The following is a 22,097-nucleotide window of genomic DNA, read 5'->3' on the forward strand; positions in this document are numbered from 1 at the left end:
GTGCTGGCTCCTGTGGCCCTGAAGGGTGACCAGGAGCAGCCAGCGCGGCTACCGCACCGCACTGGCCGCCCACACGGACCCGGCGGAGCAGTTGGCTGAGTTCGCCCTCGCCTACGTGTGGTTCGCCGCGGAAGAGGGCGCGCTCTTCCACATCACCTTCCTGGCCGGGCTCGAGAAGAGTCGGCACCCCGAACTCGCCGCGGCGGGGAGCGCGTTGCACGACGATCTGACGCCGGTCACGAGCCGTGTCAGCCCCACCCCGGACACGGCCTTCGATCTGCTGGTCCAGGTCGCGGCCGCCGCCCGTGGGCTGGCGCTGTTCCACGAGCGGGACATGCTGCCCAGCCCCAGGAAACGCCAGGTTCGGCTGTGAACACGCGTGGCGGGTTGCTCGCACTGCGGACACCTGCCCGGCGTGCCGCATGCCGCCGCATCCACCACCAAGTGGCCGTCGGCTGCGATGAGCTGCCGCACCTTGATGTTCGACGCCGGCGACAGGACACCCTCGAACGTCTTCACCTGAATGACAGAGAGTTCCCCTGACGGAACGGTCTTGCACTTCTGGCGCTGCCCCAAGGCTCGGCATGCAATAGTCACCGTTGGCCATCAGCCTCCGGAGAGGTACCTGATGCACGACACAGTCGCATTCATTGCGGAGACCTACGCGCTCGGCGCCGGGCCGTGGACGATGACACCCATCACCCGGGGCGCATTGGGCCGGATCTGGAAGTTGTCGGGAAACGGCTCCTCATGGGCGATAAAGGAACTCCTCTTCGGCTGCGACGAAGAGCAGGTCCGTCGGGAAGCCGCATTACGGCATGCCACGGAGCACCTGGGAATCGCGTCACCACGGCTCATCCCCAATCGCCACGGCGCACACGTCTCACAGCTCACCCCCTCTTCAGCCGGGTCCTACGTAAAGCTGTACGACTGGATCGACGGCACCCAGGCGGATGCATCCGACCCGGACATCCTGGACTGGTTCGGCCGGACCATGGCTCTCCTCCACACGGCGGGAGAGGGCGCGAGCGAGACACCGGACTCCTGGTACGAGCAGTGCCCTCAGGAAGCTGACTGGAAAGACCTGTACAAGAAGGTTCACCAGGCCGGCCTGCCGTGGTCGGACACGCTGGGCCGGTTCATCGACACATCCGCGGCAGAGCTGGCGCACTGGGTGACCGCGTCCGACCCCGGCGATCTGGTGACGTCACATCTCGACCTGCAACCCCAGAACGTTCTCGTAGCCCCGAACGGACCGGTGCTGCTCGACTGGGACAATGCCGGGCCCATTTCGGCGGAACGAGAGCTCGCACGTGCTGTGTACGTATGGTCGGGCGGCAACCAGGTGAACACTGATTCCGCCCGGCGATTGGCGCGGGCCTATCGCAGCGCCGGAGGCCGCGCCGCCATCACGGGTCCGCAGTCGTTCTCGATGCTTTTCGCGACGGCCTTGAACTTCATTCACGTACAGGCCGAGTGTGCCGTCGACGCCACCGTGACCGCCGCGCAACGCGAGTTCGCGAGCAACCAGGTCGTCGCTTCCTTGCGCCGCGTGCCGGACCTAGCAGCCGTCTCCCGGTTGACCGCCTTGCTTGAGGGGGTCTGACCGCGTATCCGCTAGGCCTCGGCCCAGCTGCACTACTGGGACATGTTCACCAAGCGCGACCGCGTCGAGCAGATCCACCCCGAGCCTCCGGCATCGCACGGATGAGCAGGGCAATGACGCTGCACACGATGGCGAGATGGTGCTGAGGGCGGCCACATATGCTTGGCCTCCCTCGGGAGGCTCAGCTCGTCCGACTTGGCGGCGACAGCATCGAGCGGCGCAGCAATGTCATCCGGCAGGATCCGCTGACTCGTTGTGCAGCCCGCTCGTTGAGCTCCCACCATCGGCTGGTGCTCTGACCGGATAGGTGTGCCGGGTTGGCGGACAAGGAGCGACCCTGGCCGGCGCGGGAAGGCGGGCGATGAGTGTCAATTATCTGACGGTGATCCCGACTGATCCGTACTGGCAGCCCAGTCAGGATGCGGCGGATCGTGCTGAGGCCGTGCTGTACGGGATGCTTCCCGACGACGATGCCCGCCGTGGCATGGAAGCCAAGTGGCATGACAGCGTTGAGGTGGTCTTCTGCGGCGCCACCCTGGCGAAGATTTCCTGCCCACACTGCAGTGCGGAGTTCGCACCTGGCTGGTGGGGGGAGGTCGTCTCGGAGCGCTAAAGGGAAAGCTTTTCGACGCTCATGGTTACGGTTCCCTGTTGTGACGCCGAGACGTCGCTCAACGAGCTGGTGTACGACTGGCCGATGGGGTTCGCGCAGTTCAGGATCGAGGTCCTGTATCCGAACCGGGCATGGCTGACCGACGAGGAACTGGCCTCCGTCACGGACGCGCTCGGGCATCCCCTACGACAGATCCTTATCCACCTCTAGTGGCGTGACCGCGCAGGTTCGCCGGGTTGCGGTTTTGAGAGGCCGTCCTCCCCAGCGGATGCCTTGCTCGCCGCGGATGCGGGCGCGTTCCTTGCTTTCGGCGGCCAGGACGTCGCGGTGGCGGGCGGGGGCGTTGCGTCGGCGCGCGTCCACTGCCTGGGGCTGCACGGTGTTGTTGGGGGGAAACCCTCTTTTAGGGCGCGTAGAGCTCCTCGATGTCCGACGCGTACGCCCGCACGATCGCGCCCCGCCGCAACTTGAGCGACGGTGTCATGAGGCCGTCGGCCATGCTGAACTCGGCCGGAAGAATCCGGAACGCCCGAATGGACTCGGCCCGCGACACCGCGCTGTTCGCCACGGACACGGCCCGCTGGATCTCCGCGTGCAGTTCGTCGTCGGCAGTCACCCCCTGCACGGGCGGCGACTGCCTCCCGCGCAATCGGTGCCAGTGCTCCGACGCTTCAGGGTCCAAGGTGATCAGGGCCGCGATGAAGGGGCGGTTGTCGCCGACCACGAGGCACTGGGAGATCAGGGGATGTCGGCGCAGCCGCTCTTCCAGGATCTGTGGGCTGACGCTCTTCCCACCGCTGGTGACGATGATGTCCTTCTTGCGTCCGGTGATCACGAGATGGCCGTCGTCGAGACAGCCCATGTCGCCCGTCGCGAGCCAGCCGCCGCGCAGCACCGCCTCGGTGGCCTCGGGATCGTCGTGATAGCCGGAGAAGACGACATCGCCCCGGACCCAGATCTCCCCGTCCCGTGCGATGTGGACGGCGCAGCCCGGCAGCGGCCTGCCCACAGTGCCGAACCGGGGGCGGCCCGGCGGCTGGCTGGTCACCGCGGCGGTGGTCTCCGTGAGCCCGTATCCGTCGTGGATGGTGATGCCGGCCCCGGCGAAGAACAGGCCGAGTTCCCGGTCGAGGGTCGACCCGCCGGAGGTGGCATGGCGGACTCGGCCGCCGAGCACGTCCCGCAGCCGCCCGTACACCAGACGGTCGAAGACCGCGTGCGCGGCCCTGAGCATCGGCCCCGGCCCCGGGCCCTGGCCTTTGTCCCGAAGCTGGACTTCCTCGGCATGGCGCACCGCGACGTCAACAGCCCGGCGGAACAGATCCCCCCGCCCCGCTTCCTCGGCCGTACGACGCGCCTTGTGGAAGATTTTCTCGAAGATGTACGGCACGGCGAAGACGTAGGTCGGCCGGAAGGACGCGAGGGCGGGTAGCAGCGCGGCGGGCGCGAGGTCGGGCTGGTGTCCCAGTTGTATGCCGCCCCGCATGCAGACCACTTGCACCATCAGGCCGTAGATGTGGGACAGCGGCAGAAACGCGAGGACGGACGGCTGTTCCCCCGGCTCGGCGAGGATCCCCTGCCAGCCCTCGTACAGGGTGTCGCACTCGGCCGCGAGATTGGCGTGGGTGATCACGCAGCCCCTGGGCCGCAGTCCGGTGGTGCCCGAGGTGTACGCGATGGTGGCGACCGACTGCGGCTCCACCGCCCGGCGGTGACGGTGCACCACGGTGTCCGGGACGTCCTCTCCTCGGTCCGTCAGCCGCCTTACGCAGTCGGCGTCGAGCTGCCAGATCGAGCGAAGCAGCGGCAGCCCGTCGCAGGCCGCACCCACGGTCATGGCGTGGTCCTCGTGCTCGACCACGACGGCCACCGCCTGCGCGTTCGACAGGATCCACCGGACCTGGTCGGCGGAGGAGGTGGGGTAGACGGGCACGACCTGCGCGCCGATCGACCACAGCGCATAGCAGAACAGCGTCCACTCATAGCGCGTCCGGGACATCACGGCGACCCGCTCTCCGAACCGCACACCGTCGGCCAACAGCCCCTTCGCCAGCCCCATGGTCTCGTCACGGAACTCGGCCGCGGTCACCGGAAGCCACTCGTCACCGTCCGGTCCGCTGCTGCGCCGGGACAGCTGTAACAGTTTCGGGTCGGCTTCGGCCACGTCGTACACCGAGTCCGCAAGACCACCCGTTGGCAGGGGCCCCACGATCGGCGGAAGGCTGAAGTCGCGCACGGTACCCCCTCGTTGAACCACCGCCGTACCCCGTCCCGCGACGGCCAGAGGCGAAAAATACCGGCCACTGATGTGGCTGCCTAGGGGCTTGACCATGCTAAAAATCGTCACGACCGGGCACCGCAGCTGCCCCCTTCATGGGGAACAAGGGAGCCAAGATCGACCTGCTGCCGTAGTCGAGCGCGCCCGGCGCGAACCTCGAACTCCCCTTCGACGAGCTGTGGGCGACGCCCGGAGCCATCGACCTGGCCAAGTCGACCGCCAAGGTCGGCGGCAGGCTGCTGATCGCCGCGGCCGTCGCCCACGACGTCCACCATGTGGCGACCGCACCGAGCGGTGAGCACCCAGACGGCCAACCGTGACGGTGCCAGCCTGGCGGGCGGCCTCGCGGGTGAGGGCCACGGCGCCGAGTTCGGGGCGGAGATCGCGCCGTCGCCGGCCGTGTCGGGACTGTGATCGGCGGCGTGGTCGGCAGCGGCATCGGTGAGGGATTGTGGACGGGACCGAGGAGCTGTTCCGGATGAGGATCTGGCTGGAGGGGCTGTTCGGGAAGGGACGGCCCGCACCACGGATGAGACCCCGCCGGAGGGCCGGGCGGAGACCCCGCCGGAGATCTCGCCGGAGGAGCGGGCGGCTCTGCTCGTCGGAATCGTCGACGACCCCACGGCACGCGAGAACGAGAAGTACGGCGCGGCGATGTACCTGGAGGTCTTCTCCGGCCCGCTCGTCGAATCGAGCCTGGCCCGGATCATCCGCGCCGAGGACTTCACCAGCGTGCTGGCCCAGCACTGCGCGGAGTCCCTTGGCGGTATCTGGGCCAGGACCGGCCATGTGGACCAGGCTTTCGTGGCGGAGCTGCGGGGCCCGGCGAAGAACGAGGTCTTCGGCATCCTCCGCGTCCGCGCCCCGCACCTGCTACCCCCTAGCGCCCTCTAGGAGCGGTCCGGGCGCGAGGTGCTGCGCGTGCTGGACGCGCCGGCCGAACTTCTCTGGGAAGGGGGAGGGAAATCTCCCACGCGGGACGATCTTGGTTGATATACGCTGCGCCTGACTTGCTCGAACAGACCGGCGAATCTGTGCCACCGGATTCGCTCTGCCCGGGGGGGCATTCCCATGACTTCGCAGTCCCGCGCGGTGCTCGGCATCGCGCTCGCTCCCGTTCTCACCCTGGCGGCCGCGGCCCCGGCTGCCGCCCATACCACCGCCACGGCCGCCGACACCGCTCCGGCCACCGTCGGGACGCGTGCGCCGGGCCCGTGGGGCACCCGCGCCCTGCACGCCCCGAACCCCAACCCCGCCTCCGCCTCGGGCGGGCTGAACGCCCTGGTGTCGGCCGGGAACGGCGCGCTCGTCTCCCTCACCGGCGACGGGCTCTCGCGTTCCACCCGGATCCGGCCCGCCGAGAGCACCCGTTGGCTCGCCCCGCAGACCTGGCCGGACGCCGGCGGGTACAACACCGAGCTGGTCTCGCTCGGCGACGGCTCGGTGCGCCTGGTCTGGCGGGCCAAGCGCGCCGACGATCACAACAACTACTGGCTGAAGGTGGCCACCCTCACGCCCGGCGCGACCGCCTTCTCCGAGCCCGAGTACGTTGCCGCGGTCCCCGAGAAGGGCTACCACCACCTGGTGGCGGCCCCCGACGGCCGGCTGATGGCTGTGTGGTCGGTCTCCGGTGTCGTGAGGGCCGCCGAGAAGTCCGGCCCGCAGGCCGCGTGGACCGCTCCGGCCGACCTCAACGAGCAGCCGCCGTCCGGCAGCCGGGACATCTCCAACATGGACCTGGCCCTCGCCAAGGACGGTACCGCCCTGCTGGTGTGGCAGTGGCAGGCGAGCAAGGCCGTGGTCGCCCTGGAGAAGGCTCCCGGCGCGGCCGCCTGGACCGCGGTCCAGGGCTTTCCGGTCCCGGCCGTGGACCTGGCGCGCCCGAAGGTGTTCGCCAGTCCGCAGGGCGGCTTCGACGTGTTTTACGACAACCTCGCGCAGCTCATGCACACGCGCCGACCCGCCGGCGCCACCCAGTGGAGCACCCCGCGGTCCGCCGCCAACTATGGCAGCACGTACGGGATGACGGCGCCCGTCTACCTGCCCAACGGCGACCTCTTCGTCGCCGGTGGGCCGGGCTACTCGACCGGCCCCTGGTACGCGGTGCGCTCCGCGGCCACCGGCGTCTGGCAGCCGTACACGCAGGGCTTCTCCACGCACAAGAAGGTGCGCGCGGTCGGCGCGGCCGCCACCTCGGGCGGCACGGTCACGGTGACATGGCGGGAGGGCTACTCGGGCCAGGAATACGCGATGGCCGCTGTCTTCAAGGGCGGCACCTGGTCCGCCGCACGGCGGCTGAGCGCGACGAGTGCCCAGTCCACCGGGGCGCCCCAAGTGGCCGCCGACGCGCTCGGCCGGCCCGTCGTGCTGTGGGACGAGTACAGGCTGACGGAGACGAACAGCATCGCCCTGGAAGGCGTCTACCAGGCCAGTACCACCAGCCGCGCGCTGCCCAAGTGGCGTGACTACACGGACGACGGCAAGGCCGACCTGTTCGGCCGGGACAGCGCCGGTCTGAAGGTGTACGCGGGCGACGCAACGAAACTGTCCGCGGGGCAGCGCACGAGCAGCTGGCCGACGGGCACACTGGTGCTGCCGTTCGGCGATCTCGACGGCGACGGCTGCAACGACGTGTTCGTCCGCTACCCGAACGGCGAGGCCCGCGTCTACCCGACGATCTGCGGCGGGCTGCCCGACCAGCAGTCGTTCCACGTCAAGGTCTCCTCGGACTGGAGCGGGTACGACGCGGTCGTCTCGCCCGGCGACGTGACGGGCGACGCCCTGGCCGACCTGGTGACCCGGTCCGCCTCGACCGGGAAGCTGTATGTGTACGCGAACAACGGCGCGGGCGGCTTCAAGGCCCGCACGCTCGCCGGGTCCGGCTTCGGCGGCTACAAGAGGCTGATCGCCGCGGGGGACCTCGACGAAGACGGTAAGAACGACCTGTTGGCCCTCGACGCGTCGAACGAGCTGTGGCGGTTCAGCGGGACCGGCGCCGGCACCTTCAAGCCTCGGTCGCTGGTCTTCAAGGATTGGGGCACCTCCTACAAGGACGTGGTCGGCGGGCTCGACCTGTCCGGGGACGGCCGGGCCGACCTGATCTCGCTCGACAAGGACGGCCGCGCCTGGCTGAACCGGGGCAACGGCCAGGGCGGCTTCGACAACCGGTCGCAGGTCGGCAAGGCCACGAACTGGTCGGACATCCGCATCTCCTAACGGCGCCGGTCCGGGGGCCACTTGGGACCAAGGGGTCCCGGGGGCGTCCGGTTCCGGCCGGTCCGCCCGGACCACGGCGCCCCGAAAGGGCGGGTGGATCGGGCGGGCCCGTCCTACGTACTCGCACTCACGGGCACTCACGCACCGGTCGGGCGTGGGCCGCTGCCCGCGGACACGATTCGACGTCGTCACCTCCGACAGCGTGATCAAGTCCCTCACGCCCGCGGGTCTCCGCTGCGGCCTGGGCGGACTCCCCGTTCGCGGCCAGGAACATCCGCGCCGCCCGCCACCGCTTGCGCCAGGCATCCTGGCTCAGTCCGGCCTCGCCGAGGTGGTGGCGCAGCCGGGCCAGTTTCTTCCCGCTACCCCACCCGTCGACTCGCCTACAGGTGCTGACTGTCGCTTCTCGCCGCCTCTTCCCTGATGACCACGGGACCTCGGCCTCCTGAAAGCGCGTGAATCGCTGCGCCGGCCCCTGGGTGCGCAGTCAGGTGGCTGCGCCGGTCAGGGCGAGGAATTCGCTGCGGGAGCGGGCGTCGGACCGGAGCAGGCCGAGCAGGGTGGAGGTCATGGTGCTGGAGCCGGTGGCCTGAACCCCGCGCAGGGTCATGCAGGAGTGTTCGGCCTCGATGACCACGCCGACACCCTTGGGCTCCAGGTGGGTCTGCAGCCAGTCGGCGACCTGTTTGGTCAGACGTTCTTGCACTTGGGGGCGGCAGGCGAAGTGCTCGACGACCCGGGCCAGCTTGGACAGGCCCAGGATGCGGGCACCGGGCAGGTAGCCGACGTGGGCGGTGCCGACGAACGGCAGCAGATGGTGCTCGCAGACCGACCGGACGGGGATGCGGCGGGCCAGGACGAGTTCGTCGTAGTTCTCGTCGTTGGGGAAGGTGGTCAGGTCGAAGGGGCGTGGGCTGAACAGTTCGGCATACGCGCGGGCCATCCGGCCCGGTGTGCCGCGCAGACTCTCCGAGGCGGTGGAGATGCCAAGTGCGGTGAGGAACTGGCCGGCCGCGGCTTCCGCGGCCACCAGGTCGATACCGCCGGGCTCGTGGACCACCCGCAGGGTAGGTCCTGCGGGTGCCGTCCCTTCCTCGGCATGGAGATGTATCGGGGCGGCGGTGCGGCGTGGGCGCTCGGTCATGTCAGCTGCCCCCGATGCCCAGGGCGGTGAGCAGGACCAGGACGAGGGAGGCCACGGCGAGCAGACCGTGTGCCAGCACCACGGCAAGCGGGAAGTGCCGTTCGGCAGGGACGGTCGCTTCGCCTGTCTGAACCGTTGCGGCGGCCGGTGGCGCTCCGGCGGTGGCGCGGTCGCGGTAGACGGGGATCCAGCGGGCCAGCATCACGAATCCCAGCAGGGCAACGGGTAGCAGCAGGCCGAACGAGGTCCAGGCCAGGGCGGTCTTGTCGGCGACGACATAGATGATCCACACCACCAGCCCGATCGCGGCCAGAGCGAAGTGCCCGAAGACGGCGGGTGCGGGCAGGCGGCTGGTGCCGGATTCCTGCTGGCGGATTCCGCCGCGTTGGATCCAGGTGCCGAGCATGTAGAAGCCGCCGAGGGCGGTGACCACCCAGGTGATCAGAGCGGCGATGTCCATGGGGGACTCCCAAGGGGATGACGGTGGTGAAGGCGGCCGGAGGACACCGGCCGCCGTGGCGGGTGCGCGGGTGGGGTCACACGGCGGAGCGGGCGCGCCTCGTGCTGCCGTGGGACGTGTATCCCTCGGCCTGGGTGTTCTCGTCGGCGACGCGGACGCCGTAGCGGTAGGCGAGTTTGCCGCCCAGGAATCCGGACACGCCCAGGGCCGCCACGCTGAGCGCGGACAGGGCGAGCCGTCCGAGGCCGACGCTTCCGCCGTCCGTGTAGGTGCTGTAGCGCCACAGGAAGTTGACCGCGTACGCGGCGGTCACCAGCAGGTTCAGCGTCATGTGGACCAGGGCGGTGCGGAAGGCCGGGGTGCCGGAGGAAATCGCGAACAGGTCGAGGAATCCGACCATGGCTGCCAGCAGCGCACCGATCACCCCGACGGCGATCAGCCACTCCGAGGACTGGGTCAGGAATCCCGGGTGGTGCACGACGTGCGAGGCGATGTCGAACACCAGGCTGGTCACCCAGGCGCCGATCGGCACGGTGACCAGAATCGGGTGGAACGGGTGCCCGTACGGGCCGGCGAGCGAGGCGCTGACCGGACGCTTCGCCCGAAACTGTGACTTATTGGCCATCGCAACCTCCCAGTAGTTTCACCAACAAATCTTGGTCTTATTCGGGAGTGGCGTCAAGATGGCCAGTACACAACGCCAAAGAACACTTGCGCCTACACAGGTTGGAGTTACCGTGGCCTGGTGGCTTCCGACCCGACCCCGCCGGCCGACGCGGCCGACACCGCGATCGACTCCGTCAGCGTTCTGAGTGAGGACTCGCGGCGGCGCATGTTCGCCTTCATCCGGCGTGCCCGCCGCGCCGTCACCCGCGACGAGGCCGCCGCCAGCGTGGGCATCTCCCGTAAGCTCGCCGCCTTCCACCTCGACAAGCTCGTCGACGCCGGCCTGCTGCGCACCCGCTACGAGACGCCCGGCGGTATCCGCAAGGTCGGCAGGCAGCCGAAGGTGTACGAACCCACCGACGTACAGATCACCGTGAGCATTCCCGACCGCCGTCACGAACTGCTGGCGGACCTTCTCCTGGATGCCGTCCTGAGCGAGGGATCCGACGAGAGCGCCGCGCAGGCAGCCCTGCGGACTGCGGAGCAGCGCGGCCGGCAGATGGGCGAGGCCGCGCGGGACGAGACCCGCCCGGGCCGTCTGGGTGCCGAGCGTGGGCTGACCGTCTGCGAGCGCCTGCTGGACCGGTACGGCTATGAACCCGTCCGGGAGGGTCCCACCCAGTTGCGGCTGCGCAACTGCCCCTTCCACCCGCTGGCGGCGAGGGCTCCGGATCTGGTGTGCGGCATGAACCAGGCTTTCCTCAGCGGCTACCTCAACGGCCTTGAGGTCAACGGAGTCCAGGCCGTCCTGGCCCCCGAGCCCGAGGAATGCTGTGTGCGCCTGCGCCCGGGCGACACCGATCGCGACGACCGGGCGGCTCACGACGACTGACGTCGGCCGCACGGTCGTGCCAGGGGGTGCGCGGGCTACTCATATGGCCGCGGGGACGCCGAGCAACAGCGTGGACTTCACCGCACTGACACCGTTACGACGCGGGTAACGGCAGTCTCAGTTCTGATCGAAGTCGATGACGGCGGTGTCGTCCTGGGGGCGGGAGCGGCAGGTCAGGACGTATCCGGTATCGATGTCGGTCCGGTCGAGGTCGCAGTCGTCCAGACGGGATCTTCTCCGAACTCACCTCGGGCTTCCATGAGGCGGGCTGTCCGACAAGTGGTCAACTCAGCAGAGGTGCCTCTGACCGGCGAGAAAGAGGATTGTCCAGGCCCTTGTTCCCGCCCCGTCGGAGGCACATTCCGGGTGAAGAAAAATCACATGACGTGCGGCGCCCGATCGTCGAGAATCCACGCGTGGCCACCATGAACGTGGACAGGACTGAACGCGGCCCGTCCCCCCGATCCTCCCTGACCGCGTCGGCCGAACGTACCTTCGGCGCGATCCCGCCAACGGCACTGGTAATGCTTGGCATCGTCAGCGTTCAGGTGGGCTCGGCATTGGCCAAGCACCTGTTCAGCGCGGTGGGCAGCTTCGGCACAGTCGCGTTGCGACTGTTCTTCGCGGCGGCGGTGCTGATGCCGTTGTGGCGGCCGTCACTGCGCATGAATCGTCGCACCTGGACGGTAGTGCTCGGCTACGGCGTGATTCTCGGCTTGATGAACCTGTGCTTCTACCTGGCGCTGGCCCGGCTCCCGCTCGGGATCGCGGTAACCATCGAGTTCCTCGGGCCGCTGGCGGTGGCCCTGGCCGGGTCGAGGCGATGGCTGGACGCTTTCTGGGCCGTGCTCGCGGCAGGCGGTGTGGTCCTGCTGATGGAGGGACGCGGCGACCTCAACCTTGCCGGTTTTCTGTTCGCCCTCGCCGCAGGAACGTGCTGGGGCCTGTACATCCTGGTCGGCGCGGCGCTGGGCCGCCACACCACGGAAGGCAATGGTCTGGCTCTGGGAATGGCCGTCGCGGCACTGGTGGCTGTGCCATTCGGCGTATCCGACAGCGGAACGGCACTGATGCAGCCGTGGGTCCTGGTTGCGGGGCTCGGCGTGGCACTGTTGTCGTCGGTGATCCCGTACTCGCTGGATCTGGAAGCACTACGCAAGATCCCACCGCGCGTGTTCGGCATCCTGATGAGCCTCGAACCAGCGATGGCGGCCCTCATCGGCCTCGTCGTGCTCCAGGAGTCGCTGCACTGGTCGCAATGGATCGCGGTGCTGTGCGTGGTGGCCGCATCGGCGGGCGCCACACGCGGTGCCCGCGCAGACCTCTAACTAAGCCCCGTGCTCCACGGGTTGGCCGCCCTGACGAGACGTAAGGCAGGCAGCTGAAGCATCATGGGCGTCATGAGGAAGCCCACTCCCGAAGGACCGACCGCTTGCGGCGGATCGGGCTGAAGATCTTCCGCGCGATGGCAACTCGTTCCGACAAGAGAGCCTGCGTCTTTCATGGCACGGCAACCGCCGCCGCTGTCCGCCTGTGGATCCGCCCTGGGCGAGGACCCGGTCAGAGCTCGCAGCAGCGCACGCTCAGCGCCGAGCTGTCCGGCGAGACTGCTCGCCAGGTTGAGAGCGCCAAGGCGTGTGTGCCGCCTGCTCGACGTGGCCGTTCCGGGAGCGGTCTACGCCGCCTCGCTGCGCGAGCAAGACCCGGAAGTTCACCGATGGCATCAAGGACGCCTCTCTCGACCCGTTAGGGGAATTGGTAGGGGCCGGGCGATCTTCCCCGACCAACTGCGAAGAAGCCGGAACTGGCGACCTCGAGCAATCAGCCAGTGGGCCGCCCCGAGCCGGCCTGCTGCCGGGGCAGGGTGGGCATGCCCAGGTCCACCCGGCCCATCCTGGCGGTGCGGTGGCTTCGGGCTCGCTTGGTGCGCAGGAACTTCAGGGTGAGGTCGAGTCCTTCGACCTCACCACGCCGGCCCTCGTCGATCGCTCGTAGTCGGCGGGCCAGCAGGTCTGCCTCCAGTTCGTCGAGGCGGGGCAACATCTTGGGGTTGATCGACAGCATCGGGCAGCGGATGCAGGCTTCTCTGAACCAGCGACAGCCAGGCGAACGGGAGGGAGTGAAGATCGCGATTCTCCCGGCTCGTCTCAGCGCCAGGAACTACTGTCGCGAGCATGGTCGAACACGATGCCCTCAGTGCCACCCGCGAGGCCTACGACGCTGCTGCCCCCGTGTATGCGCAGCTGTTCCGCGGCGAGCTGCGTGACAGGCCTCTCGACCGCGCCATCTTGAGTGCCTTCGCCGAGGTTGTAAGCGCGAGTGGCGACGGTCAGGTCGCGGACCTGGGATGTGGACCTGGCCATATCACTTCCTATCTGGACGAGTTAGGGCTGGTGGCGTTCGGCGTTGACGCCTCTCCTGCGATGATCAAGTTGGCTCGAGAGACCTATCCGGGTCTGCGGTTCGACGTGGGCTCGATGGCCGCGTTGAACATCGCTGACGGCGTGCTGGGCGGCGTACTCTCACGTTGGTCCATCATTCACACTCCACCGCAAGAACTCCCCGTCATCTTGGCGGAGTTCCACCGTGTGCTGGCGCCTGGCGGCCACCTCCTGGTCGGCTTTTCTGCCAGCGATGATCCATCTCACCCCACGCAGGTCTTCGATCACACAGTCGCGCCGGCCTATCGGTGGTCGCCGGATCACCTCGCAGCGATGCTGCGCAAGTCCGAGTTGGTCGAGGTGGCCCGGATGGTTCGCGAGCCTCAGCGCACCGACCGACGGCAGTTCCAGGAGGTTCAACTGCTCGCCCGCAAAGCCTAGGCAGGAGCTGTCTGCCCGAGCACATGACCGCATCGGAACGGGGAGCCGTCAGGCTCCAGGCGTCGACTCGTGATCATGGCTCACCGCCCGTTCGAGCTCGCTTTGGTCGAACGAGGGGACTTCTTTGGCCGAACGAGGGGACTTCGAGGAACATCATCGATGACCTGCGCTCCTGGCGGGCATCGAGCTGGGCGATCTTCTCTTCTGCTGCGACCAGGCTGACCTGTCGTCCTTCGACTTCTCCGAGCTCTCGAAATGGGCGAGGAAAGCGTCCCACTCCTCCTCGGTCGGGGTTCGGTACTCCTCGCTGGGGCGGGTTGCCCGGCGGCGGGCGATGAACGCTCGGTGGGCCTCGATCGTCTCGGCGGGGTGGACCGCTTTGTGCCCCATCGTGGTGTCGATGCGCCTGTGTTCGCAGATCAGCTGGGCGATGTGTGGCGGCAGGCCGTTCATGATGCGTCGGTGACGAAGATCCGCCGGAGGTCGTGGGGCGAGAAGGTGAGGGGCTCGCCGTCGGCGTCGGTCAGGTCGGTTGACCTCCTCTGTGGGCTCGGCCAGGGCGCCGTTCTCGAACCTCGCGCCGGAGCGGACCAGCGCGACCAGGTGGGCCCCGGTGATCGCCCGCCTGCGTTCCTGGGCGGACTCGACCAGCTTGAACACCATTGCCAGGGCGGCAGCCGGGCTGCCCGCACTGCAGGTGATCTTGGTTCGAGGCTTCACGGTCGAGGAGGTCGACTCGATGGGGTTCGTGGTCCGCAGGCGGATCCAGTGCTCGGCCGGGGAGTCGTCGAACGCCAGCAGCTCCGCATCGTCGGTGATGTTCGCGACGGCCTCCGGTCACTTCGTCCCGTAGGTCTTCGTGAACGCTTCGACCGCCTTCTCCGCGTGGCCGCGGTCCTCGGTTTGCCCGCGGTCCTCGGCGTTGTAGGTCTCCTGCATCACCACACTTCCACGACTTCCAGGGCTACCGGCCCTCGGGGGAACGAGGCGGCATGGAGGGCTCACGGGCTGCACCGGGCCTTCACCGGGCGATCCGCAGGGTCGTCTCTCCAGCCCGGTCAGCCGTACATCGCCACGCGGTACAGAGCCGCAAGCGCGTCGTCGATGGGATGGGGCTGCGGCTTGCCCGAGGAGTCGAGCCTGTTCCACCTCTGCAGGTTCACCGCGACGGACATCTGCCGCTTGCCGTCGGCACTGGTCATGGCTAGCGCCCCAGCACCCCAGGCCGAGCCGCCATGGCCCCAGAAAGTGCCCTGACCGGGAGCCTCCATCGGGTGCAGGCCGAGGCCGTAGTCGATCGTCTTTCCCTCTTGGGAGATGACCGGGACGGTGCGTTGCATCTGCGCCAGCGACGACGGGCTGACGATCTCGCCGGCAAGCAGCATGCCGTAGAAGCGGTTGAGGTCCGTGACGGTCGATATCAGCGAGGCCGCCGGGCCCACCCATGACATGTCGTAGACGCTGTAGTCGCGCGGCGGGTCGATCATGCCGAACCACGCCTCGTAGATCCGCGAGTGCGGCCCGTTGACGTACGGCTCGGTGGGGAGTTCGGTGTCTCGGAGCCCGGCGCGCTCGATGACGTTCCGGGTGATGTACCGCTCGGCCGTAGTGCCGGTTACCTGTTCCAGGAGTTCGCCGAGGAGCAGGTAGTTGGTGTTGGAGTACACCCCCGGATTGCCGCCCGGGGAGCCGACGGCGGGTGCGGTGACCCCCATCTCGATCAGTTCGGTGGGGTGAAACCGCGTGAGCCGGTTGTCGTCCAGGCTCTGGGGCCCGGTCTCCGCGAGGGCGGGGAACGCCTTGAGGGAGGGGTAGGCATAAGGGAGGTACTCGGCGAGGCCGCTGGTGTGGTTGATCAACATCCGGACTGTGATCGCGTCACCACGTTCTCCCGGAACCAGCCTCGGAAGGTACCGGCCGATCGGCGTGTCGAGACCGATCTGACCGCTCTCGACCTGCTGCAGAACCGCGGCAGCGGTGAAGGTCTTGGTGATGCTGCCGACGCGGTGCCGCATGTCGGCGGTGACGGGGCGACCGGTGGTGACATCGGCGACCCCGGCGGCGCCGCGCCAGATTTGGTCGCCGTCACGCACTTCGGCGAACAGGCCCGGCATCCCGGCGCGGTGGACGTTTTCCATGGCGGCGTTCAGCTCCGCGGAATCCAGTGGGTTCCTCACAACAAGCGTCCTTTCGTATTCCCCGGGGTGAGCGACACATCGGTCGCCTGACCCAGGTAACAGGGCACAAGTGGCACGCCGACCCGCCTCCTGCCGGGCCGCTCGGCACGCCATGCCACCATTATGCACGCGGTGCGTGCAACGCCAAGTGCATAGGTTAGGCTGAGACCCGGCGAAAGGAGTCATATGGCAGGCCGAAGGCGCTGGTCGACCGAGGAAATCCTGGATGCGGCAGCGGAGATGCTGCGCACGAGCGACGCCGAGTCATTCAGCCTGCGCAAGCTCGCCGTAGCCCTCGGGACCGACTCGTCCAGCCTCTACCGGCACTTCCGCAGCAAGACGGAACTGCTGCGCGCGGTCGCCGACCGGATCCTCCTGGCCGCCATGGACGGCTACCGCCCCGAGGGTGCCTGGAAGCAGCGCATCACCACCCTGGCCCTGCGCGTGAGAGAGGCCTTCGGCCAGCAGCCCCAGCTCGCAGCGGTCTGGGGACGCTACGCGTCAAGTGGCGCCGGTTCCCGGTTGGTCATGGAAGAGGTGCTGCAGGCCCTGCGAGCGTCGGGGCTGCCCGACGAGGAGATCCCGACGCACTACCACCGGATCGCGGTCCTCCTCACCGCATTGATCACCTCCGAGGCCGGGGTCAGCGCCATCACCCCCAAGGAGAACGAACAGGGCATGGAGCTGTTCCGCGTTGCGGTACTGGGCGCCGACCCCGAACGCTTCCCCGCACTGGCCTACTTCGCCCGTGACGTCCGCCCCCTCGGGGCAGACCGCCGCGCCGCATTCGAAGAGATCCTCGCCGCCCAACTCGCCCACATCGAGGCCGCAATCTCCCCGGGCTAGCCGACCGGCTCGGGAGTGTCGACAAATGAGGTGCGCGAACTCCTCGTACAGCCTGGGCGGTACGAGGACGGTCCATCGGCTCACGTGGCGCTGCGCCGCCCGTCGAGGTGGGCCCACAGCTCGCTGACGGGCCGTGCGTCGGCGGTGTCGTCGAGGGATGCGGCGACGGCGGCCGCTGTGTACTGCCCCCCACCTCACCCGGCGGCGGCCGCCGCGTGCCATGGCGGCGCAGCGTGCGCGGCCCGGACCCGGAGCGAACGTTGCGGAGGGCGCCGGTTCACAGCCAACCGCGGCGTGCCGCCTGCCAGGCGAGTTGCATACGGGTCGTCGCGCCGGCGTGCTCCATCATGCTCTGGATACGGCGCTGGACGGTCCGTCGGCTCAGCCCCATCTGCGAGGCGATCGCTTTGTCGGCGACGCCCGCCACCAGCAGGGACAGCAGCTTGTGGTCGGTGGGGGAGAGGGAGTTGGCCCCGCCGACGCCGTCGGTGCTCGAGACCGCGCCGGCGTCGTCGACGTGCAGGGGGACGGCGTCCTCCCAGTAGCGCTCGAACAGGGCGATCAGGGCGGCGAGCAGATTGCTGTCCCTGACCAGCGCGGTGGTGGGCTCCTCCGGGCTGCCGTGGGGTCCGCCGGCCACGAGGGGGAAAATCGCGACAGAACGGTCCGCGATCGCCAGGCGCAGTGGCAAGTGCGGTACGGCGCGGGCGACCTCGCCGGCCCGGACGCCGGCGACAACGTTGTCCACGGCACCCTCGTCGTCGAAGAACGCCTTCTCGTACAGCACCCGGTACCGTACGCCCCGGGTCAGTGCCTGGAACTCCTCGGCGTTGCTGCCCGACGGCATGGCCACGTACTGGGCCTTGCAGAACCACAGCATCTCGTCCTGTGTGCTGGTCTGGATCTGCCGGAGGTGCTGGCGCAGGGCTTCGGCCCCGGTGATGACCTCCAGCAACTGGCCGGCGTCGTGCCGGCGCATCGTCTCCCGGTAGGACTCGACCAGACGAGCGGCCTCGACCCGGGCCAGGTCCAGTGCGTCGGCGCTGCGCCTCAGCCGGGGCAGCAGCGCCACGTCCGGGGGGACCGCCCGGAACACCCTCGGGGTCGCGTCTGTATGGCTGGCGAGACCCTTGGACGTCAGTGACGTCAGGATCCGCTCGGCCTCCAGCTCCGTCAGACCGGCCCGCTGGACGAGGTCCGCCGTCGTAGCGCGGCCGGACGTCACGAGCAGCCCATAGACGGACTCCTCCTCGGGGGAGACTCCTGCGGCCTCCAGCACCACGAATGTCCCTCCCCGGCCCCTGGATTCAATGGTTGAACTTGGTGATTGAAGACCGTACTACACCAGGGGGAGGAGTCGGGGGGCGTACGGCGAACCGTACGCCCCCCGGCGGGGCGCTACGGGTGCAGGGCGTAGGCACGCTGCACGGTCTGCCGGACCGAGTTGCCGGCCGCGTCACGCGCCGTGACGCGGAGGGTCACCCAGGAGTCGGGTCGGCTCCGCGACGGCCCCTCGATCCCGGCCCGGAAGGCGTTGTGACCACGGTCGCTCACCTCCGTCCGGTGCCAGGTGCGGCCGTCGTCGTAGGAGGCCTCGACGCGGACCGTCACCCCGCGTGGAACGGACAGCCCGTCCTGGAGGCGGACCCGCACACCGATGGTGTGTGCACGCCCGGCGCGTATCGCATTGTGCGCGTCGACCGGTACGTCGTAGTCGAGTTGGAGCAGCGACAACGGCGTGGCGGTGTCCGTCCGGCCCGACGGGAAGGACCAGGAGGTGCTGGTGGCGACGCCCGACTTCCAGTCCTGCGCATTCCGCGAGGTTGTCAGATCCAGCCGGTACTGGGCCGGGCCGGCGGGCACCTCCACGTCCGACCAGGCGCCGTTCATCTCCTCGATCTTCTGGCCGTCGCGATACAGGACGGCGGCGGTGGCGTCACCGACCGGGTCCGCGGCGGACGTGCCGACACCGCCGCCGTCGCCGGCCACGGCCCGCGACCAGTGCCCGGCCTGCGAGTCCGTGAACTCCGGGATGCGCAGTCGCAGCACGTTGCCGTCGCGCACCGTCGCGGTGGGGGTGCCGGCCGGAATCGACGGCCGTACGACAGCGCCCTGCCAGGTCTCGTGCGGCTGTGCACCGGGTCGGTAGGTCCGCGGGTTGTCGCGCATGCCGACGGCGAGCGGCATGTCGACGTCGAACGTCGTGGTGTGGTGCACCAGGTGCTGCCACATGGTGTCACCGGCACTGACGTACTCGATCCGGGCGACGCCTGTGGGCACGAACCGGGTGTACTGGAGCCAGGCCGTGTCCTGGTACGGCCGCCAGCCGAAGCGCTGCTCGCTCGCCCAGCCGGTGCCACCGTTGTCGGCGTACGTGCTCGGGACGACCGCGCTGTTGCGGTCGGACACGGTGTGCACGACATGCCGGGGGATCTGCTGTGCGGACACCTGCATCACGTCGTACAGGTACGGGCTGCGGGCGGTGCCGGAGAACTTCACCGTGGTGGTGCGGTCGGCGAGGCGTGCCAGCAGTTCGGCTCCGGCCTTGGCGCCGATCCTCACGGTCGGCACGGCCCAGCGCTCACCCTGCGGGTTCCAGCGGGTCCATGCGATGTCGCTGAAGTGGACGAGCATGACGGCGCGCGCGCCTGCCGCGGCCGCCTGTGCGACGAGGTCCTTCTCGTAGGCGCCGGTCGGGTCGTTGACGACCGCGAGCCGGCCGCGGGCGTGCCGGAAGTCGGGGCTGGCGGCATCACCGGCGTCGACCGCGGTCAGGGTGGCCCCGCGGTCCCCGAAGAGCGGCGAGTCGGGCATGTAGTAGGCGTTGAGATCCAGGTCGGCGCCGGGCACCCGGGTCTGCAGGAGCGGGGCGACGAGCTGCCAGCGCGAGGCGAACTCGAAGGTTCCCTCGGTGACCTTGGCGGTCGGACTCACCAGCAGACGCTTGGCGACGTCGAAGTACATGGTGCCCTGGAGCAGGCTGTGGCCGTCGAGCTTGCGGTACGTCTGGTAGTTGAGGACACCGCGCTGTTCCGCGGGCCGGGGCGTGCGGATGTCCACCGGGACCGTCTTGCGGGCGTCGAGGGTGACGGTCGTGTCCTTGGTGACCTTCACCTCGGGCAGCACCACCTCGCGCAGTTCCTGTCCGTCGCCGGCCGTGTCCAGCCAGCTGGTGTTCAGCTGGTAGACGCCCTCCTCGACCTCGGCGACGGCCGGTTCGGTGCTCGTGTAGCCCACGAACCCGTCGGCTCCCCAGATGGTCGGCAGGGCCGGGACCGGCTTGCCGTCCTTGTCGATCGTCTTCACCGTGATCCGGTGGGTCGGCCCGTGCACCACGAGGCTGAGCGTGGTGTGCACACTGGTCTTCCCGTCCGTCGACGCGGCCGTCACATAGCCGTAGAACTTGCCCTGTCCGGCGCGGGCCGGGTCGACGGTCACCGGGACCTCCGCCGTCGCTCCGGGGGGGACGCGCACCGACCCGGAGCCGAGGCGCACCGTGCCGTCGGCGGGCGTCTTGCCGCCCGCGGTGGCCAGCTTGACGGTGAGCGCGAGGGTGAGGTCCTGGTCGGAGGTGTTCGTGTACCGCAGCGTCGACGTGCCGCCCGCACCGCCGCCGGTCGAGAACGGGCCGAGGGCGAGGGTGCCGGTGGCGGTGACCGACCCCAGGGCCGCGGCGCGCACGTCGATCCGGCCGCCACCCTGCTCGGTGACCTCCTGACCGGGAACCGTACGTGCCGTGCTGACCAGTGCGTCCTTCAACTGCGCGGCGGACCAGTCGGGGTGGCGCTGGGCGAGCAGAGCGGCGGCACCCGCCACATGCGGGGTCGCCATGGACGTGCCGGAGGCGGCGACGTAGTGCTCGTCCACCGGATCGCCCATCGTGGTCCCGGCCGCGCGGGCCGCCACGATACCGACACCGGGTGCCGTCACATCGGGCTTGACCGCGTCGTCGCCGAGGCGTGGTCCGCGGCTGGAGAACGGGGCGAGCGAGTCGTCCCGGTCGACGGCTCCGACCGTGAGCGCGGCGTCCGCCGCCCCCGGCGAGCCGACCGTGCTCGCGCCCTGCTGCCCGCTGTTGCCCGCCGCCACGACGAACAGGGTGCCGGTGGTCCGGCTCAGGTCGTTGAGCGCCTCGCTCATGGGATCGGTGCCGTCGGAGGCTTCCTCAGAACCCAGGCTCATGTTGACGACCTTGGCTCCCTGCGATGCCGCCCACTCCATGCCGGCGATCACCTGCGAGGCGCTGCCGTAGCCGTCGTCGCCGAGGACCTTGCCGACGAGCAGCTCCGCGGCGGGCGCGACTCCCTTGCGGCTGCCGCCGGACGCGGCGCCGCTGCCGCCGACGATGGAGGCGACGTGGGTTCCGTGCCCGAAGACGTCCCCGGTACCGGAACTGTTGGAGAAATCCCTGGCCTCGGCGACCCGCCCGGCCAGGTCGGGGTGGGTTTGGTCCACACCGGTGTCCAGGACGGCGACCTTCACCCCGTCGCCCCGGTAACCGGCCTGCCACACGTCCGGGGCACCGATCTGTGCCGTGCTGCGGTCGAGGGACGCGCCCACCCGGCCGTCCAGCCACACCCGCGGGGTGGCGGCGACCTCGGTCGCCCTCAACTGCCCGTCGGCGGGGACCAGTTCCTTCCAGAACCGGCCGAGGTCGCTGTCGGACACGCGCATCGCCCGTGCGTCGATGCTGGCGAGCCTGCGGACGGGGGACTCCTTCGCCGCCAGAGCGGTGAGGTCCTTGACGGCAGCTGCCGCCACCCCGTCCGCCCGGCCCACGATGAGCGGCAGCGCGTCGGTGTGGGCCTCGTCGTACTTCTGCGCGACGAGCGCCGTCACGTCGAACAACTGCCGGTCCAGGCGGCCGGACGCGACCAGGGTGCCGGCGTCGGACGGAAGCACCGTCAGATGCCCGTCCTGCTCCTGGGTCCGGAAGAGGACACCCCGTCGCCCGTCGCCCGGGGTGACGGAGGCGATCTGCCGGCCGTTCGAGGCCCTGGTGACCGTCACGCGGTCACCCGTGATCAGTCGCACCGTCGCCGTGGCGTCGGCCGAGGTGCTCGCAACGGCGCCTCCACGCGGGCTACTTGCGCCCGCGGACACGGGGGCCGCCGCTCCGGCAACCAGCGCAAAGCCTGTCGATATCGCCGCCACTAGGCGGATCCGTCTCATCAGTCCTGTGCCTTCCCTCGGCCCGCAGTGTGGTGTTCATGCGCTGGAAAGGATCAGCTGGAGGCGGATGAGGTGTCACTCGATTCCGGTGGCACAGGTGGGACATGTCGCAACGGTGCCACCGCTCGGCGCCGGGCGGCCGGGAGGCGTCCGCGGCAACCGCAGGCCGGCTCTGGCCGGGATTTCGCGAGCCGTGCCACGGATTGCCCCGCTCGGCCACGAGGAACGTCGGCCGCCGCCACCGTGGCCCGGCTGGTGCGGACTT

19 protein-coding genes and 2 pseudogenes are annotated in these 22,097 nt (G+C 69.3%); 11 read left to right on the forward strand and 10 right to left on the reverse strand.

All coding sequences use genetic code 11. The features are described 5' to 3' along the window. Positions 1-25 precede the first annotated feature (25 nt). From ACIBK0_RS38195 to ACIBK0_RS38210, 4 genes are all read left to right on the forward strand, one after another. Positions 26-373 carry a hypothetical protein gene (locus ACIBK0_RS38195; protein WP_399090362.1) on the forward strand — a complete coding sequence of 116 codons (348 nt, stop codon included), beginning with the start codon at positions 26-28 and terminating at the stop codon, positions 371-373. Between the two features lie 255 nt (positions 374-628). Then, the gene (locus tag ACIBK0_RS38200) at positions 629-1,606 is read left to right on the forward strand and encodes a phosphotransferase enzyme family protein (protein ID WP_399090615.1); all 978 of its coding nucleotides are present in this window, start codon (positions 629-631) and stop codon (positions 1,604-1,606) included. Positions 1,607-1,967: 361 nt separating this feature from the next. After that, positions 1,968-2,219: a hypothetical protein gene (locus ACIBK0_RS38205; protein WP_399090365.1), complete on the forward strand. Its 252-nt coding sequence runs from the start codon at positions 1,968-1,970 to the stop codon at positions 2,217-2,219. Between the two features lie 21 nt (positions 2,220-2,240). After that, entirely contained in the window at positions 2,241-2,429 is a 189-nt protein-coding gene (locus tag ACIBK0_RS38210) for a hypothetical protein (protein WP_399090368.1), read from the forward strand. On the opposite strand, the pseudogene ACIBK0_RS38215 reads toward ACIBK0_RS38210, so the two are convergent. Both ACIBK0_RS38215 and ACIBK0_RS38220 read right to left on the reverse strand, forming a co-directional pair. Next, positions 2,403-2,609, reverse strand: a pseudogene (locus ACIBK0_RS38215) (hypothetical protein); the annotation flags it as partial. The gene ACIBK0_RS38210 and the pseudogene ACIBK0_RS38215 overlap by 27 nt on opposite strands. A gap of 13 nt (positions 2,610-2,622) precedes the next feature. Beyond that, a complete protein-coding gene (locus ACIBK0_RS38220) occupies positions 2,623-4,455 on the reverse strand; it encodes an AMP-dependent synthetase/ligase (protein WP_399090371.1) in 1,833 nt (610 codons plus the stop codon). Positions 4,456-4,938: 483 nt separating this feature from the next. On the opposite strand from ACIBK0_RS38220, the gene ACIBK0_RS38225 reads away from it, so the two are divergent. Both ACIBK0_RS38225 and ACIBK0_RS38230 read left to right on the forward strand, forming a co-directional pair. After that, positions 4,939-5,391 (forward strand): hypothetical protein, encoded by a 453-nt coding sequence (locus ACIBK0_RS38225; RefSeq protein WP_399090374.1) that lies wholly within the window; start codon positions 4,939-4,941, stop codon positions 5,389-5,391. Between the two features lie 177 nt (positions 5,392-5,568). Beyond that, positions 5,569-7,713: an FG-GAP repeat domain-containing protein gene (locus ACIBK0_RS38230; protein ID WP_399090377.1), complete on the forward strand. Its 2,145-nt coding sequence runs from the start codon at positions 5,569-5,571 to the stop codon at positions 7,711-7,713. 487 nt (positions 7,714-8,200) lie between these two features. On the opposite strand, the gene folE is transcribed toward ACIBK0_RS38230, so the two are convergent. The 3 genes from folE to ACIBK0_RS38245 form a co-directional block, all read right to left on the reverse strand. After that, positions 8,201-8,857: a GTP cyclohydrolase I FolE gene (gene folE / locus ACIBK0_RS38235; RefSeq protein ID WP_399090380.1), complete on the reverse strand. Its 657-nt coding sequence runs from the start codon at positions 8,855-8,857 to the stop codon at positions 8,201-8,203. A 1-nt stretch (position 8,858) separates the two neighbouring features. Beyond that, the gene (locus tag ACIBK0_RS38240; RefSeq protein ID WP_399090383.1) at positions 8,859-9,317 is read right to left on the reverse strand and encodes a hypothetical protein; all 459 of its coding nucleotides are present in this window, start codon (positions 9,315-9,317) and stop codon (positions 8,859-8,861) included. 76 nt (positions 9,318-9,393) lie between these two features. After that, positions 9,394-9,942 (reverse strand): DUF2231 domain-containing protein, encoded by a 549-nt coding sequence (locus ACIBK0_RS38245; RefSeq protein WP_399090386.1) that lies wholly within the window; start codon positions 9,940-9,942, stop codon positions 9,394-9,396. Positions 9,943-10,062: 120 nt separating this feature from the next. Here ACIBK0_RS38245 and ACIBK0_RS38250 point away from each other — a divergent pair, with 120 nt between their 5' ends. From ACIBK0_RS38250 to ACIBK0_RS38260, 3 genes and pseudogenes are all read left to right on the forward strand, one after another. After that, positions 10,063-10,815 carry a helix-turn-helix transcriptional regulator gene (locus ACIBK0_RS38250; protein ID WP_399090389.1) on the forward strand — a complete coding sequence of 251 codons (753 nt, stop codon included), beginning with the start codon at positions 10,063-10,065 and terminating at the stop codon, positions 10,813-10,815. Positions 10,816-11,240: 425 nt separating this feature from the next. Next, complete coding sequence (locus ACIBK0_RS38255; protein ID WP_399090618.1) at positions 11,241-12,143, forward strand: EamA family transporter; 903 nt, start codon at positions 11,241-11,243, stop codon at positions 12,141-12,143. Between the two features lie 113 nt (positions 12,144-12,256). After that, a pseudogene (locus tag ACIBK0_RS38260) lies at positions 12,257-12,361 on the forward strand (IS5/IS1182 family transposase); the annotation flags it as partial. A gap of 275 nt (positions 12,362-12,636) precedes the next feature. Here the strand turns inward: ACIBK0_RS38260 and ACIBK0_RS38265 are convergent. Beyond that, entirely contained in the window at positions 12,637-12,879 is a 243-nt protein-coding gene (locus ACIBK0_RS38265) for a recombinase (protein ID WP_399090392.1), read from the reverse strand. 110 nt (positions 12,880-12,989) lie between these two features. On the opposite strand from ACIBK0_RS38265, the gene ACIBK0_RS38270 reads away from it, so the two are divergent. Continuing rightward, the gene (locus ACIBK0_RS38270) at positions 12,990-13,637 is read left to right on the forward strand and encodes a class I SAM-dependent methyltransferase (protein ID WP_399090395.1); all 648 of its coding nucleotides are present in this window, start codon (positions 12,990-12,992) and stop codon (positions 13,635-13,637) included. Between the two features lie 153 nt (positions 13,638-13,790). Here the strand turns inward: ACIBK0_RS38270 and ACIBK0_RS38275 are convergent, their stop codons facing one another. Beyond that, complete coding sequence (locus ACIBK0_RS38275) at positions 13,791-14,357, reverse strand: hypothetical protein (RefSeq protein ID WP_399090398.1); 567 nt, start codon at positions 14,355-14,357, stop codon at positions 13,791-13,793. 338 nt (positions 14,358-14,695) lie between these two features. Further along, positions 14,696-15,814, reverse strand: a complete 1,119-nt coding sequence (locus ACIBK0_RS38280; RefSeq protein WP_399090401.1) for a serine hydrolase domain-containing protein — start codon at positions 15,812-15,814, stop codon at positions 14,696-14,698. A 186-nt stretch (positions 15,815-16,000) separates the two neighbouring features. On the opposite strand from ACIBK0_RS38280, the gene ACIBK0_RS38285 reads away from it, so the two are divergent. Continuing rightward, positions 16,001-16,660: a TetR/AcrR family transcriptional regulator gene (locus tag ACIBK0_RS38285; RefSeq protein WP_399090404.1), complete on the forward strand. Its 660-nt coding sequence runs from the start codon at positions 16,001-16,003 to the stop codon at positions 16,658-16,660. Positions 16,661-16,937: 277 nt separating this feature from the next. Here ACIBK0_RS38285 and ACIBK0_RS38290 read toward each other — a convergent pair whose 3' ends face one another. After that, on the reverse strand, positions 16,938-17,942 hold the full coding sequence (locus ACIBK0_RS38290; protein ID WP_399090407.1) for a helix-turn-helix domain-containing protein: 1,005 nt from the start codon (positions 17,940-17,942) through the stop codon (positions 16,938-16,940). A gap of 116 nt (positions 17,943-18,058) precedes the next feature. Further along, complete coding sequence (locus tag ACIBK0_RS38295) at positions 18,059-21,832, reverse strand: S8 family serine peptidase (RefSeq protein ID WP_399090410.1); 3,774 nt, start codon at positions 21,830-21,832, stop codon at positions 18,059-18,061. Between the last annotated feature and the right edge of the window lie 265 nt (positions 21,833-22,097).

Origin of the sequence: Streptomyces sp. NPDC050564 (assembly GCF_044457265.1) — a bacterium.
Classification (GTDB): domain Bacteria; phylum Actinomycetota; class Actinomycetes; order Streptomycetales; family Streptomycetaceae; genus Streptomyces.

Coding starts and splice junctions, on each gene's coding strand:
- ACIBK0_RS38200 (WP_399090615.1), top strand. CDS start 629: ATGCACGACACAGTCGCATTCATTGCGGAGACCTACGCGCTCGGCGCC.
- ACIBK0_RS38205 (WP_399090365.1), top strand. CDS start 1,968: ATGAGTGTCAATTATCTGACGGTGATCCCGACTGATCCGTACTGGCAG.
- ACIBK0_RS38210 (WP_399090368.1), top strand. CDS start 2,241: ATGGTTACGGTTCCCTGTTGTGACGCCGAGACGTCGCTCAACGAGCTG.
- ACIBK0_RS38230 (WP_399090377.1), top strand. CDS start 5,569: ATGACTTCGCAGTCCCGCGCGGTGCTCGGCATCGCGCTCGCTCCCGTT.
- folE (WP_399090380.1), bottom strand. CDS start 8,857: ATGACCGAGCGCCCACGCCGCACCGCCGCCCCGATACATCTCCATGCC.
- ACIBK0_RS38240 (WP_399090383.1), bottom strand. CDS start 9,317: ATGGACATCGCCGCTCTGATCACCTGGGTGGTCACCGCCCTCGGCGGC.
- ACIBK0_RS38245 (WP_399090386.1), bottom strand. CDS start 9,942: ATGGCCAATAAGTCACAGTTTCGGGCGAAGCGTCCGGTCAGCGCCTCG.
- ACIBK0_RS38255 (WP_399090618.1), top strand. CDS start 11,241: ATGAACGTGGACAGGACTGAACGCGGCCCGTCCCCCCGATCCTCCCTG.
- ACIBK0_RS38265 (WP_399090392.1), bottom strand. CDS start 12,879: ATGCTGTCGATCAACCCCAAGATGTTGCCCCGCCTCGACGAACTGGAG.
- ACIBK0_RS38270 (WP_399090395.1), top strand. CDS start 12,990: ATGGTCGAACACGATGCCCTCAGTGCCACCCGCGAGGCCTACGACGCT.
- ACIBK0_RS38285 (WP_399090404.1), top strand. CDS start 16,001: ATGGCAGGCCGAAGGCGCTGGTCGACCGAGGAAATCCTGGATGCGGCA.
- ACIBK0_RS38295 (WP_399090410.1), bottom strand. CDS start 21,832: ATGAGACGGATCCGCCTAGTGGCGGCGATATCGACAGGCTTTGCGCTG.